Raw genomic sequence first — 13284 nt, 5'->3', positions numbered from 1 at the left:
GCTCAACACGGCGGATTACGCCGCCAGGCGGCAGACGTGCGCGAACTCGGTCGGCCCGGCATCCGTCACATGTATCGTCTCACGCTGTCGAGAAATCGTTGCTTTTCGCCCGGCGCATAGCCTTGGGAGGCTCCATAATATGGTTCATTGAATTGATCGTACGGTGCGGCCCGGTAGCGGATTGGCGGCTTGGGCGGCGTGTACGTTTGGCGATAGTTGCGCCGATTGTTCCCTCTGGCCGTCGCACCGGCGTAATACGGATTGAGGACGCACATCTGACCGTTGGCTGACGCCCTGCACTGGTCCATCGTCGTGAAGCTGCATCTGTAATATGGGGTGACTCCGCGAGAGACGACGTTCAAGCAAACGGGGAAAGCCGGATCATATCTTTGAGCCCGGGCGTGCCCTGCTGTTAAGGCCAGACTCACTGTCAAAATCGTCAAAGCCCATTTGCGCATTGGAACCTCCTCCAAGTCCGCACGACACGGGGTGCACCCAGGCCGCAGTCAGTGTTGATCTAAGTCAATACTCACGGAATTGGTTCACCCACGCGCAGGAGAGGCCGCGAGAGTTCTGCACGACCTCCGCCATCACCGCGTCTCAATCCACCCTGCGTCGCGTTTGGTTTTGCGAGGAGGGCTTATGACCCAGCATAATCCATTGTATCCGCGCGGAAAAGAAGCGGTGGGTTACGCCGACCGGACTGCGGTTGCTCAGCTAACCCACCCTACAAGCCCCGCGACATCTTCTCGAACTTCTTGATCAGCCGCTCCCGCTTCAGCCTCGACAGCCGCTGGATCCAGCAGGCAGGATGGGGGGAGCGACTTGTCCGCCGTAGCTCAACCCGGATGACGACGGGAAACCATGAAGGGGAGGTTGGAATGAGCTCGCAGCGAGTGTCGGGAACCGCCGTGCAACGAACCATTGCCGTCCTGGGCTCGGCGGTTTTCTTCGTGGTCGCCCCATGTACGCTGGCGGGGCTCGTTCCATGGTCGATCACGGGTTGGCAACTCCGGCCGCCGTTCCTTGGTCTGGAGCTGACGCGCGGCATCGGCGCGATAATGATTCTCGCAGGCGTGCCTGGGCTCGTCGACGCATTTGCGCGTTTCGCGCTGCAGGGTCTCGGCACCCCTGCGCCCATCGCGCCGACCCGGAATCTCGTGGTGACCGGTCTCTACCGTTATGTGCGTAATCCAATATACGTCGCGGTCGTTGCCATCATCCTGGGTCAAGCGGTGCTGATGGGCGATTGGCGCCTCATCGTCTACGGCGCGCTGCTCTGGCTCTTCTTCCACGTCTTCGTCGTGGCGTACGAAGAACCCACGCTCGAGCGGACGTTTGGGAGTGAGTACGAGGCGTTCCGCGCCGCCGTCCCGCGCTGGATACCGCGGATGACCCCATGGCGGTCGAAATGATCGGCATTGTTCTATCGCCGTGTCTAAGGGCATGGGCGCCGTCTCATTCACCCCCGCGACATCTTCTCGAACTTCTTCACCAGCCGCTCCCGCTTCAGCCGCGACAGCCGCTGGATCCAGAACATGCCGTCGAGCTGGTCGATCTCGTGCTGGTGACACACGGCGCGCAAGGCTTCCGACTCTTCGGTCTGCGTGGTGCCGTCGATATCCCAGTAGCTGATCCGCACGCGGGCATGGCGCTGGACGTCGTCGTTGACGCCGGGCATCGAGACGCTGCCTTCGCGGTGCATGATCATCTCCGGCGAAGCCCATGTGATCTCCGGATTGACATAGGTCCGCGGACCGTCTTTGGCGTCGAGCTCGAGCACCACGACGCGCAAGGGCACGCCGATATGCGGCGCCGTGATGCCGATGCCGGGCGCTGCGCGCATCGTGTCGAGCAGGTCCGCGGCAAGCTCGCGGAGCTGGTCGTCGAATGCGGTGACGGGGCGGGCAGGCATCGCGAGCCGGCGGTCGGGGTAGCGGACGAGGGGGCGGATGGTCATGCACGCTCCTACCACTCACGGATGGTTGAAGCACCCGGTTCTTGACGACCTACCAACTGGAAGGTAGCTAGCTGGTCATGACCAACGTTTCCTCGACCGCCGACGACATTCTGGCCTGCGCACGCACGCTGATCATTGCCGGCGGCTATAACGGCTTCAGTTACGCCGACATCGCCGATGTCGTCGGAATTCGCAAGCCGAGCATCCACCACCATTTCGCCAGCAAGGTCGATCTGGTCCGCACCCTCGTATCGCGCTATCGCGAGGAGGCCGCGGCGGGACTCTCCGCAATCGAGCGCAATATCCCGGACCCGAGCGGACAGCTCAAAAACTATCTCGCCTATTGGGAGGCGTGCATCAAGGACGCGACGGCTCCCTTCTGCGTCTGTGCGCTTCTCGCCAGCGAGCTTCCGATCCTGCCGGAGGAGGTGGCGCTCGAGGTCCGCGCGCACTTCCGCGCCCTGGCGTCCTGGCTGACCTCGGTGATGGAGCGCGGCAAGCGGCAGGGCCGGCTCCAGCTCGCCGGCACAGCCCGGGTCGAGGCGGAAGGATTCATGGCGGCCGTTCATGGCGCGATGCTGTCGGCGCGCGCCTATGGCGATCCCAAGATGTTCGGTGTCATCACCCGGCCGCTGCTGGAGCGGCTGTCCGCCACGCGCTGAGATTCATCCGAAGAGCCCGACAATCACACAAGCTGCGAGCCATCTGCGTCGCGGCGGCTTCGCTTCGTTCGAAAACTACCAACTAGTAGGTAAGGAGACGATCATGAAAGACCATCATCAGCTGGATTCGGCGCTGGCCGGTCAGGAGCAATGGCTCAAGCTCTACTATTTCACGCGCGCAGCGTTCTCCGTCGCCTGGGTCGCCGCTGCGTTTGCCGTCGGCCAGTCGTCCGCGCCGATCGCCGCCGTTTTGCTCATCGCCTATCCGGCGTGGGACGCCGCGGCCAATTGGCTCGACGCGCTGCGCAGCGGTGGGCTCAGCCAGAACCGCACGCAGGCTCTGAACGTCCTGGTCAGTCTGGCGACCACGGTCGCGGTCATCCTTGCCTTGCAGGTCAGCATGAACTGGGTGCTCGGCGTGTTCGGTGCATGGGCGATCCTGTCCGGATTGCTCCAGCTGGGGACGGCGATCCGGCGCTGGAGGCGTTTTGGCGCGCAGTGGGCCATGGCGCTCAGCGGTGGCCAATCGGCGCTGGCAGGCGGCTTCTTCATCGCTCAGGCCGCGATGCCCGCGGCTCCGTCGATCACGAATGTCGCCGGCTATGCCGCGGTCGGCGCGCTTTACTTCCTGGTCTCGGCGATCTGGCTCACCGTCAGCGCGTGGCGGCGTGGCGCCAGGCGGGCGCAGCTGGGGTGACGCGATGGCGTTGGCGGGATCATGACAAGATGCCGGTGTTTTGCCCGACGAGTCAAATCGCGGCTTGGCATCGCAAGTGGCCGGCCTCGCAAGCGACCGGCCTCGTAAGTCATTGATCCCGCTGGGGCCGTCTACTGTGCATGGGGTTGTTTTCGCGATTCTTGTTGGCAGGTCGCAAAATCCTCGAGCGGGCGGGCACGCTCATGCGCAGCCCGGGCGCGCGTGTCGCAGGAACTCGAAGGCGCAAGTGCGCTCCTTGGAATGCGCTCTCCTTGAAAATTGCATGGTCGGTTGATCGATAGTTGGTTTATGACCGACAGGCGATGATCCAAAACGCGCGAAAGCTTCTCCTCGCGCCAGAACATGCGCCGAAGCATGCCTCATGTCTGATGATCTGAACTGGCTTTCCGCGCGTGAGTTGACCCGACGCTTCGCCAAGGGCGAGCTGTCGCCGGTCGATGTGCTGGACGCGACCCTGGCGCGGCTGGATACGGTCGATCCCATCCTGAACGCGGTGTGCCTGCTGGACGAGCCGCAGGGGCGGCGTCTGGCGGCGGAGTCCGCGGATCGCTGGCGTCGCGGAACGCCGCTCGGGCCGCTCGACGGCGTGCCCGTCGCGATCAAGGATACCGCGCAGGTCACGGGCTGGCCGATGCGCATCGGCTCCCACGCCACTGCGGCCGCGCCCAGCACGCAGGATACGCCCGGTGTGGCCCGGCTGCGCGAGGCAGGGGCCGTGTTCTTCTGCAAGACGACGACCCCCGAATTTGGCTGGAAGGGCATCACCCATGGCCCGTTGACCGGCATCACCCGCAATCCCTGGGATATCTCCCGCACGCCCGGCGGCTCCAGCGGCGGCTCGGCCGCATTGGTGGCGGCCGGAGTGGTCCCGCTCGCCACCGGAGGCGATGGCGGCGGCTCCATCCGCATCCCGGCGGCGTTCAGCGGCGTGTTCGGATTGAAGCCGAGCTATGGCGTGGTGCCGAATTTACCCGGCGTCATGGGAACGCTTGCGGTCTATGGCGGCCTGTCGCGCGATGTCGCCGACAGCGCGCTGTTGTTGAACGTGCTCACGCGCCCGGACCCGCGTGATTCCTTTGCCATTCCCGATCGCGGCATCGATTATCTCGATGGCCTTGACCGCGGCGTTGCGGGCCTGCGGATCGCATGGTCGCCCGATCTTGGCTTTCCGGTTGCCGACCCTGCCGTGGTGGCCGGCATGCAGCCGGCGATCGACGCGCTGGTTGTGGCAGGCGCCGACGTGCAGAATGTTGCTCTCGATCTGTCCGGCGCGCAGCATGCGCTGGAAGTGATCTGGGGGGCGTCGCATGCCGCGCTGGTGCGTGATTTCACCGGCGCGCAATTGGCGGCGCTCGATCCGGGCCTGCTGCGATTGATCATCGCGGCCCAGGATCTGTCCGCGCGCGAATTGCAAGCCGCCCATGTCGAGATGCGCGCGCTGAGCCAGCAGATGCAGGCGTTTCATCAGGACTACGACCTGCTGCTGACGCCGACGGTTCCCATCACCGCTTTCGCGGTCGGCATTGATACGCCCGACGCCGCGCGCTTCCCGCAATGGTTCGACTGGACGCCGCTGACATGGCCGTTCAACCTGACGCGCCAGCCCGCCGCCTCGGTGCCGTGCGGATTTGTCGAGGGACTGCCGATCGGCTTGCAGATCGTGGGGCCGATGTTCGCCGAGCAGAATATCCTGCGCGCGAGCCGGTGCGTCGAGCAGGCCTGCGCCACCGCTGCGCGACCGTCCCTTCGAGGACGATGATCTCCTATCGAGAGACAGGGATTGGCGAACTAGCCGTCCGGATAGGGCGTGCCATCCTTGTGCAGGAACCGTCCGTCGGAAGCCGGGCTCATCATGTCGATGTCGGAGCAGGTGATGAGGTCGTCGGGCGAGCGCGAGCCGACCTCGAGGTAGAAGGCCATCGCATCCGACCGGTTGATCATGTGATGGCCGTTACCGCTGCCTTTCGGAAAGGCGGCGCAATCGCCCGCGCGCAGCACGGTTTCACCGTCGTCCTCGATCAGTGTCAGTTCGCCTGCGAGCACGTAGACGAACTCGTCCTCATGCGAATGCCAGTGCCGCTGGCTCGACCAGCTGCCCGGCGGCAATCTCATGAGGTTGATGCCGAAATCCGACAGCCCGCCGGCATTGACGAGCCGCAGCCGGATGCGCTCAGCGCAAGGAAGGCTGAAGGGCGAGGGATAGCCGGAGCCTCTGCGCTCCGGCACCGCGGCGATGTCGATCTTGGGCATGCGGGTGCTTTCCTGAAATCTTTGGAGTTATAAGGCGCGAGCAGGCCGCACCGGAGCCGGCGCTTGCGGAACCGCGCGCCGGCGGCGCGGTCGCGATCGTCGGAAAATTAAAGTACCGTCGCCTGTCGGCCCGCGCCAACCCCATTCGTCTTTCACTCGGACAGACTGACGGGAGACAAGGAAAATGAACTCGTCCCACTATCGCTGGGTGATCGTCGCCGCGGGCGGCCTGCTTGGCTGCGTCGCGATCGGCGGCATGTTTTCGCTGCCGGTGTTCCTGCAGCCGATCGCCAAGGACACCGGCTGGTCGGTGACCGGCATCTCCAGCGCGATGACGATCGGCTTTCTGGCGATGGCCTTCACCAGCATGGCCTGGGGCACGGCGACGGACAGGTTCGGGCCGCGGCCGGTGGTGCTGACGGGATCGACGGTGCTGGCGGCGAGCCTGTTCGCCGCGAGCCATGCGACCTCGCTCATTGCGTTCCAGTTCGTGTTCGGCCTGCTGGTCGGCGCCTCCTGCGCGGCGATCTTCGCGCCGATGATGGCGACCGTCACCGGCTGGTTCGACACCCATCGCAGCCTCGCGGTCTCGCTGGTGTCGGCCGGTATGGGCATGGCGCCGATGACGATGTCGCCGCTCGCGGCCTGGCTCGTCTCCAGCCATGACTGGCGCACCTCGATGCAGGTCGTGGCGCTGGTGGTCGGCGCCATCATGATCCCGGTGTCGCTGCTGGTGCGCCGTCCGCCCGCGCTCGCGCAGGCGATGCCCGTGCCGTCGGGCGAGGACGCTGCGCAGGCGGAGATGTCGCTGGGCGAGGCGCTGCGCTCGCCGCAATTCCTCATCCTGCTCGCGACCAATTTCTTCTGCTGCGCCACCCATTCCGGCCCGATCATCCACACCGTCAGCTATGCCGTGAGCTGCGGCATCCCGCTGATCGCGGCGGTGACGATCTACAGCATCGAGGGTTTTGCCGGCATGGGCGGCCGCATTGTCTTCGGGCTGCTCGGCGATCGCTTCGGTGCCAAGCGCGTGCTGGTCACGGGGCTCCTGTTGCAGGCGTTCGGCGCGCTCGCCTACGTCTTCGCGCATCAGCTTGCGACCTTCTACGCGGTCGGGGCCATCTTCGGCTTCATCTATGCCGGCACCATGCCGCTCTACGCGGTGCTGGTGCGGGAAAACTTTCCGCTGCGCATGATGGGCACGGTGATCGGCGGCACCGCGATGGCCGGCAGCCTCGGCATGGCGACGGGCCCGCTCGCCGGCGGCCTGATCTACGACGCGTTCTCGAGCTACGCCTGGCTCTACATCGCCTCCTGGGCGATGGGTCTCGGCGCCTTCCTGATGGCGATGAATTTCCGCCCGTTCACCAAGCCGCAAGGGGAGGCCGCGACCGCTGCGGCATGAACCGGGGTCGCCGGGGCGCAACGTCAGAGCTGCGCCTCGATCGCGGTCTTGTCGATCACCGACCACACCTGCCGGATTTTTCCGTCGGCGAATTCGTAGAACACGTTCTCGCAGAAGGAGACCCGCTTGCCGTTCACATCCAGCCCCAGGAAGTTCCCAACCGGCGCGCAGTCGAATGTCAGCCGGCAGGCGATGCGGGGCGCGGTAGCCGTGAAGGCCGAGAGGGCGTGCGTTGTGGGAAACCTCGTCATCCACGAATTGACCGAGCATCGGCCAATCCTGCCGATTCAGGCAGGCGATATAGTCGCGGTAGATATTGACGAGGTCGGCCCGTGTCATGGCGAAACTCCTGGCTCCGACCATAACGCGCTGGGATGGGGAATCGACGCTCAGCTCACAGCCGCTTTTCGAAGAACAGGTCCGGATAGGGATCATCGTTGAAACGCGGAATCTCGCGCCAGCCCGTGCTGCGGTAGAGCTGGCCGGCCTCGGGGAGGGCGCTGTTGGTGTCGAGCCGCAGCAGCGCGATGCCGAGCCCGCGCGCCGCATCCTCGGCCGCGTCCATCAGCCGCCGGCCGAGCCGCAATCCGCGCGCGGCGGGGGCGACCCACAGACGCTTGATCTCGGCATAGCCGTGATCGGTTCCCTTCAGCCCGACACAGCCGATCGGCAGCGTATCCGACATCGCGACGATGAACGCGCCGCGCGGGCGGCGCATGTCCTTGGCATCGGGGTCGCGCGACAGCGAAACGTCGAAGCCCTGTTTGAAGCGGCGGCCGAGCTCCGCGTAATATTCGCCGAGGCAATAGCGCGCCTCTTCGCTTCGTGGATCCATCTCCTCCAGCGCGATGCGCTCGCGCGTCAGCGCGGAGGCGATCATGTCCATCGCCGCCAGCAGCGCCTCGCGCTGCGAATGCTGCGCAAGGAAGCTCTCGGCCTGCGTATTCGACAGCGCCTCGTAGGCTGCGAACTCGCGCCGGCCCGTGCGCGTGAGTTTTGCCACGCGGCGGCGGGCATCATCCTCGTGCGCCGTGGTCTCGACCAGCCCTTCGTCCTCGAGGCTGCGGAGCAGACGGCTCATCAGCCCGGAATCGAGCCCGAGATAGTCGCGGATCTCGGCCACGTCCGAACGTTCGTGCCCGATCGCGTTGAGCACGCGCGCCGCGCCGAGCGGCCGGCCGCGCCCCAGGAACGAGGTATCGAGCGCGCCCACGGCAGAGGTGACGGCACGGTTGAAGCGGCGAACGCGGGAGACGGGATCGAGCATAATATCTGACTTTAGTCAGATATATCGATTTGGTCAATCGAAGATGGCCGGTCTCACTTCGCCAGCGTCAGCAGCGGCTTGTCCTTCGCGACGATGTAGGTCGCAAGCTCGCTCGCGGTCTCGTTGCCCACGTTCTTGGCCGCATGCACCGTGCCGGCCGGGATGAACAGCACGTCGCCGGCCTTCAGCGTCACCGGCGGCTTGCCGTCGACGGCGTATTCGATGGCGCCCGCCAGCACGTAGATGATCTCTTCGCCGGGATGGGTGTGCCGGCCGAACGCAACACCGGGGGCGAGGTCGACGCGCACCTGCACGGCTTCGCGGCCGGGCGCGCTGAGATCGTGGCGCTGGAGGTCGGTGCGTGTGACACCGGCAGGCTGCGCCGCTGCCGGCAGGGTGAACAGGTTTGCGGCGAGCAGGGCGGCGCTCGACAGCACGCGCAGGGTTCGCAAATGACGATGGCTCATGGTCGGCTCCGTGTGGTCGCTGGATTGATCGCACCGCGCGGGCCCGGCCGACGTTCGGCCGGTGCCCGCGTCGTGGCGCTTCAGACGAGGGTTGTGGTCACCTCGATGTTGCCGTGCACCGCCTTGGAGTAGGGGCAGATGCCGTGCGCGGCTTCGATCAGCTCCTGTGCAACCGCGCGGTCGACGCCGGGGACGCTGACGTCGAGACGGGCGCGCAGGAAGAAGGCGCCACCGGCGTTGTTCAGGTCGATCACGGTGTCGACCGACGGCTCGCTCGGCAGCTTGACCTTGCGCTGGGCGGCGGCGAGCCCGAGCGCGCCGAGGTAGCAGGCCGACCAGGCGGCCGCGAACAGGTTTTCGGCGGCCGGATGCGGCTGCGCCAACTTGATGTCGAGGAAGCCGTCGCTGGAGCGCGCGGCACCGTCGGAGCCTGAGGTGACGTGGGTCTTGCCGGTAAAGAGAAGCTTGGCAGCGGATGACATGGCAGGGTCCTCTTGATGTATATCGTATCCGATCTAATCGGATGCGTGATGAAATAAACCCGCCGCACCCGGCGGTCAAGCTCTTCCGATTTAATCGGATGCGATTTATATCGGTTGGCAGATCACGAATTGCGGAGGTTCCCGTGGCCCGTTCCCCCAAAGCCGTCGGCAAAGGCCGGAAACTGTCGAATTTCCTGTGCTTTGCGATCTATTCGGCCAATCTCGCCTTCGGCCGCGCCTACAAGCCGCTGCTGGACAAGGTCGGCCTGACCTACACCCAGTACATCGCGATGGTGGCGCTGTTGGACGAGGACGAGCAGACCGTCAGCGCGCTCGGCGAGAAGCTGTTCCTGGAATCCAACACGCTGACGCCGATCCTGAAGAAGCTCGAGCAGACGGGCTACATCAAGCGCCACCGCGATCCCGCCGACGAGCGGCAGGTGCGGGTGAGCCTGACGGCGGCCGGCCGCAAGTTGATCGAGCAGGACCTCAGCGGGTCCCTGATCGAGGCGACCGGCCTCGGCGACGAGTTTCCGGTGGTGCAGAAGACGGTGAGCCGCCTGCGCGACAATCTGCTACGCCACACCGGATCCGAGCAGGAGCGGTCCTGACGTGCGACGCGCCGGCGCTGGCGCTCAGTCGAGCCCCAGCATCTTGCGCGATTTGCGCGTCAGCTTTGCGACGATCAGCGCATGGGCCTGCGCCAGATAGGCGGTGAGCTCGGCATCCGGCAGGGCGTTGTTGCTGACGAGCTGCACCCATTTGGCGCGCGCCAGATACGGCGCCGGTCGTGCCACGCCGTGCTCGATCAGCATCGCATAGGCCATGTCCGAGACCTTGAACATGTAGCCGCCGGAGCTTGCGGCAAAGCCGCCGCCGAGCGCGAACATCTTGCCGCCGACCTTGAACACGGAGGTGCCCTCCCACTGCACCACCTTGGTGGCGGCGGGCAGGCGCAAGCAGCGCGCTTCGAAGCTTTTCGGAGTCATGAGGCGAGCGATAGCACGCTGCGCGCGGCTTGCAATGCGCGCTTGCTGCTTGCAATGCGCGCGCTAGCGGCCGATCGCCGCGAAGGCGGCAATGGTGCGGTCCACCGCCGCTTCGTCGATGTGGCGATGGGTGACGAGCCGGAGCTGCGAGGGGCCGCTGGCCTGCACCAGGATGCCGTGCCGCTTCACGCCCTCGGCCCATGCGGCGGCCTCGCGCCCGCTTGCGGAGACGTCGACGCGCAGGATGTTGGTCTGCACCTGGTCGCGATCGGCGAGCGCCGGATCGAGCCACGTCAACGCGGTGGCAAGCCGCCTGGCCGCTGTGTGATCCTCCGAGAGGCGATCGATCATCGTCTCCAGCGCGACGAGGCCGGCGGCCGCGACGATGCCGGACTGGCGCATGGTGCCGCCGACGAGCTTTCGCAAGGCCCGCGCCCGCGCGACGAACGCCGCGCTGCCGCACAGCAAGCTGCCAACCGGCGCGCTCAGTCCCTTGGACAGGCAGATCATCACGCTGTCGGCATGCTCGGCGATCTGTGCCGCCGGCACGCCGAGCGCGACCGAGGCATTGAAGAGGCGGGCGCCGTCGAGATGCACGGGAATCCCGTTGCTTTGTCCGAGCGCGTGAATTCGCATCATGTGCGGCAGGGGCAGCACGGCACCGCCGGCGCCGTTATGCGACGTCTCCATCGCGATCAGGCCGCGACGTTCCGAGCCGCGGATCGCGTCCGCAAGTGCCGCTTCGTCCATTGCGCCGCGACGGCCCGGCATCGGCTTGGGCACCAACCCCGCGATCGTCACGACGCTGCCGAGCTCCGAGTTGAGCAGATGCGCGCCGCGATCGGCGAAGACATCCGCGCCGCGTTCGGCATGAGCGAGCATCGCCAGGAGATTGCCCATCGTGCCGCTTGGCACGAACAGGGCGGCTTCCTTGCCGATCAAGGCAGCGCCGCGTTCTTCGAGCGCGCGGACGGTCGGATCGCCCTCGCGGCCGTCGTCGCCGAGCGGGGCGCGCTGCATGCGCCCCAGCATCGCCGCCGTCGGCAGCGTGACGGTGTCGCTGCGCAGATCGACATAAGACTGTTCCGTGGCCATCACGCGTCCTGCGTTTGCAGGTTGGCCGCAACCGGCTGCACCTCGTCGGCGGCCATGTCGCCGGCAAACTTCTCGACCAGCTTCACCGCGACCGTGTTGCCGAACACGTTGATTGCGGTGCGGCCCATGTCGAGGAAGGCGTCGACGCCGGCGATGACCGCGAGCGCCTCGATCGGCAGCCCGATCGCCGACAGCACCATGGCGATGGCGACGAGCCCGCCGGAGGGGACGTTGGCGCTGCCCTTGCTCGCGATGGTCGTGACCATGACGATGGTGAACAGCGTCGACCAGGTCAGCGTCACGCCATAGGCCTCGGCGAGGAAAGTGACGGCGAGGGCGAAATACATGATGGCGCCGTCGCGGTTGAAGGCGTAGCCGAGCGGCAGCACCACCGAGACGATGCGTTCGGAGGCGCCCATCGCCCGCAGCTTCTCCATGTGCAGCGGCAGGGTCACTTCCGAGGAGCGGGTGGAGAAGGCCAGGATCATCGGCTCCATCACCGCCCCGGTGACGGCGAGCGGCTTCTCGCCGATCGCAAGCAGCATCAGCCAGAAGATCGCGACCATGATCGCAAGGCCCAGATACATCACGCCGACGAGCTTGGCGAGCGCGAGCACGGTGGCGAGGCCTTGGGTCGCGAACAGCCACGCCATCACGGCGAAGATGGCGATCGGGGCGAGCGAGGTGATCCATTTGGTGATCTTGAACATCGCCGCCATCACCGCCTCGAGCACGGCGACCATGGGCTCGCCGACCTTGCCGACCGAGGCGAGGGCCAGGCCGAACAGGATGGCGAAGACGAGCGTCGGCAGGATTTTCTGCTCGGCCATCGCCGCGACGATGTTGGAGGGGATCATGTCCATGAAGAACTTGATCCAGTCGACCGACACCGCGAGGTTCTGTGGCACCTTGCCGGTCGCGGCCAGCGGCGCGCCGGCGCCGGGATGAAAGGCGGCGTTGAGCAGCAGGCCGATCAGGATCGAGACCACGGTCGCGAGGTAGAAATAGCCGAGGCTGATCGCGGCGACGCGCCCCAAGACCTTCAGCTCGCTCCCCATGCGATAGAGGCCGAGCGTGACGGCTGCGAACACCACGGGAATGACGATCATCTTCACCGCCTCGACGAAGGCGGTGCCGATCGGGCGCAGGCCCGCGCCGAAATCCGGCCAGAGCAGGCCGACGCCGAGCCCCAGCACCAATCCGAGCAGCATCTGGAACACGAGCGGCAATCTGAACAGCGGCCGGATCATGCGTGGTGGTCTCCTTGTCCCGGATATTGCGTGCGGATCGCGCCCAGCGCGGTGAGGCGCGCCTCGAACGCGGACGACAGATGTCGCCACATGCGCTGCTGCGCGGTGTCAGGGTCGTGCGCCTCGATGGCCGCGTAGATATCGAGATGCTCGCCGACGGCCTGGCGCGTGCGCTCGACGCTGTATTGCCGCATCTTCTGGAGGGCGAGGCCGCTCTGCGCGCGCAGATTGTCGTAGGATTGCGCCAGCCGGCCATTGCCGGTCGCGCGAAACAGTTCGTCGTGGAAGGCCCAGCCGACCTGCTGCGCCTCCTCGACATCGAGGTTTTCGCGCGACTGGATGCTGCGCAGCTCCTCTGCGCATTGGCGCAGGGGCTCCGTCGGCCCGCGCGTCGCGGCGAGATAGGCGGCCATGCCTTCGAGCGCGAGCCGCAATTCATGAATCTCGCGCAGGTCGTCAAAGGACATCTGACGCAGGAAGGTGCCGCGCATCGGATGGATGGTGAGCAGGCCGTCCTTGGCGAGCGCCTTCAGCGCCTCGCGGATCGGGGTGCGGCCGAGCGCCAGCCGGCTCGACAGGCTGCGTTCGGAGAGGGGTTCGTCAGGCGCAAACTCGCCGGAGATGACGAGATCGCGGAGCAGCGAATAGGCGCGGTCGCGGTCGAGGGAAGCGGCGGGCATAACTGACATACCAGCGGCATGGCAGAGAAATGTCAAGCTCGCCTGCTGATTTTGCTGGT

Annotated in this window: 16 protein-coding genes and 2 pseudogenes; 6 read left to right on the top strand and 12 right to left on the bottom strand. The window is 66.0% G+C overall.

What is annotated here, in order from left to right; translation table 11 throughout:
* Window positions 1-65: 65 nt before the first annotated feature.
* Together BM118_RS42645 and BM118_RS42165 are read right to left on the bottom strand one after the other, a co-directional pair.
* On the bottom strand, window positions 66-458 hold the full coding sequence (locus tag BM118_RS42645; protein ID WP_092182961.1) for a DUF3551 domain-containing protein: 393 nt from the start codon (window positions 456-458) through the stop codon (window positions 66-68).
* Window positions 459-727: 269 nt separating this feature from the next.
* Window positions 728-802: pseudogene (locus BM118_RS42165) on the bottom strand (peptide deformylase); the annotation flags it as partial.
* A gap of 79 nt (window positions 803-881) precedes the next feature.
* Between BM118_RS42165 and BM118_RS05595 the strand changes: the two are divergent.
* Window positions 882-1415: a methyltransferase family protein gene (locus BM118_RS05595; protein ID WP_177234035.1), complete on the top strand. Its 534-nt coding sequence runs from the start codon at window positions 882-884 to the stop codon at window positions 1413-1415.
* Window positions 1416-1462: 47 nt separating this feature from the next.
* Here BM118_RS05595 and BM118_RS05590 read toward each other — a convergent pair whose 3' ends face one another.
* Window positions 1463-1960, bottom strand: coding sequence for a peptide deformylase (locus tag BM118_RS05590; protein ID WP_092182957.1), 498 nt, complete (start codon window positions 1958-1960; stop codon window positions 1463-1465).
* A 77-nt stretch (window positions 1961-2037) separates the two neighbouring features.
* On the opposite strand from BM118_RS05590, the gene BM118_RS05585 reads away from it, so the two are divergent.
* The 3 genes from BM118_RS05585 (at window position 2038) to BM118_RS05575 (ending at window position 5099) form a co-directional block, all read left to right on the top strand.
* Complete coding sequence (locus BM118_RS05585) at window positions 2038-2622, top strand: TetR/AcrR family transcriptional regulator (protein ID WP_092182955.1); 585 nt, start codon at window positions 2038-2040, stop codon at window positions 2620-2622.
* 103 nt (window positions 2623-2725) lie between these two features.
* A complete protein-coding gene (locus BM118_RS05580; protein WP_092182953.1) occupies window positions 2726-3319 on the top strand; it encodes a hypothetical protein in 594 nt (197 codons plus the stop codon).
* A 382-nt stretch (window positions 3320-3701) separates the two neighbouring features.
* Window positions 3702-5099 (top strand): amidase, encoded by a 1398-nt coding sequence (locus BM118_RS05575; RefSeq protein WP_092182951.1) that lies wholly within the window; start codon window positions 3702-3704, stop codon window positions 5097-5099.
* Window positions 5100-5128: 29 nt separating this feature from the next.
* Here the strand turns inward: BM118_RS05575 and BM118_RS05570 are convergent, their stop codons facing one another.
* Window positions 5129-5590 carry a cupin domain-containing protein gene (locus BM118_RS05570; protein ID WP_092182949.1) on the bottom strand — a complete coding sequence of 154 codons (462 nt, stop codon included), beginning with the start codon at window positions 5588-5590 and terminating at the stop codon, window positions 5129-5131.
* 184 nt (window positions 5591-5774) lie between these two features.
* Between BM118_RS05570 and BM118_RS05565 the strand changes: the two genes are divergently transcribed.
* The gene (locus tag BM118_RS05565) at window positions 5775-6995 is read left to right on the top strand and encodes an MFS transporter (protein ID WP_092182946.1); all 1221 of its coding nucleotides are present in this window, start codon (window positions 5775-5777) and stop codon (window positions 6993-6995) included.
* 23 nt (window positions 6996-7018) lie between these two features.
* Here BM118_RS05565 and BM118_RS05560 read toward each other — a convergent pair.
* The 4 genes and pseudogenes from BM118_RS05560 to BM118_RS05545 form a co-directional block, all read right to left on the bottom strand.
* Window positions 7019-7334 (bottom strand): annotated as a pseudogene (locus tag BM118_RS05560) (ester cyclase).
* A gap of 55 nt (window positions 7335-7389) precedes the next feature.
* The gene (locus tag BM118_RS05555) at window positions 7390-8262 is read right to left on the bottom strand and encodes a bifunctional helix-turn-helix transcriptional regulator/GNAT family N-acetyltransferase (protein WP_092182944.1); all 873 of its coding nucleotides are present in this window, start codon (window positions 8260-8262) and stop codon (window positions 7390-7392) included.
* Between the two features lie 53 nt (window positions 8263-8315).
* Window positions 8316-8729, bottom strand: coding sequence for a cupin domain-containing protein (locus BM118_RS05550; RefSeq protein ID WP_092182942.1), 414 nt, complete (start codon window positions 8727-8729; stop codon window positions 8316-8318).
* A gap of 80 nt (window positions 8730-8809) precedes the next feature.
* Window positions 8810-9211: an Ohr family peroxiredoxin gene (locus BM118_RS05545; RefSeq protein ID WP_092182940.1), complete on the bottom strand. Its 402-nt coding sequence runs from the start codon at window positions 9209-9211 to the stop codon at window positions 8810-8812.
* A 143-nt stretch (window positions 9212-9354) separates the two neighbouring features.
* Here BM118_RS05545 and BM118_RS05540 point away from each other — a divergent pair, with 143 nt between their 5' ends.
* Window positions 9355-9822: a MarR family winged helix-turn-helix transcriptional regulator gene (locus BM118_RS05540; protein ID WP_092182938.1), complete on the top strand. Its 468-nt coding sequence runs from the start codon at window positions 9355-9357 to the stop codon at window positions 9820-9822.
* 24 nt (window positions 9823-9846) lie between these two features.
* Here BM118_RS05540 and BM118_RS05535 read toward each other — a convergent pair whose 3' ends face one another.
* The 4 genes from BM118_RS05535 to BM118_RS05520 all read right to left on the bottom strand — a co-directional run bounded on the left by BM118_RS05535 (window position 9847) and on the right by BM118_RS05520 (window position 13225).
* Window positions 9847-10200 (bottom strand): MmcQ/YjbR family DNA-binding protein, encoded by a 354-nt coding sequence (locus BM118_RS05535; RefSeq protein WP_092182936.1) that lies wholly within the window; start codon window positions 10198-10200, stop codon window positions 9847-9849.
* A gap of 63 nt (window positions 10201-10263) precedes the next feature.
* The gene (locus BM118_RS05530) at window positions 10264-11295 is read right to left on the bottom strand and encodes a threonine aldolase family protein (protein ID WP_092182934.1); all 1032 of its coding nucleotides are present in this window, start codon (window positions 11293-11295) and stop codon (window positions 10264-10266) included.
* Window positions 11295-12545 (bottom strand): dicarboxylate/amino acid:cation symporter, encoded by a 1251-nt coding sequence (locus BM118_RS05525; protein WP_092182932.1) that lies wholly within the window; start codon window positions 12543-12545, stop codon window positions 11295-11297. The genes BM118_RS05530 and BM118_RS05525 overlap by 1 nt, the downstream gene beginning before the upstream one ends.
* The gene (locus tag BM118_RS05520; RefSeq protein WP_244550059.1) at window positions 12542-13225 is read right to left on the bottom strand and encodes a GntR family transcriptional regulator; all 684 of its coding nucleotides are present in this window, start codon (window positions 13223-13225) and stop codon (window positions 12542-12544) included. Before BM118_RS05520 ends, BM118_RS05525 begins: the two co-directional genes overlap by 4 nt.
* Window positions 13226-13284: the final 59 nt, after the last annotated feature.

It is taken from the genome of Bradyrhizobium sp. cf659 (assembly GCF_900113725.1).
Taxonomy (GTDB): Bacteria; Pseudomonadota; Alphaproteobacteria; order Rhizobiales; family Xanthobacteraceae; genus Bradyrhizobium.
The sequence above is the reverse complement of the archived record's forward strand: the minus strand, read 5'-3'. Positions and strand labels throughout refer to the sequence as shown.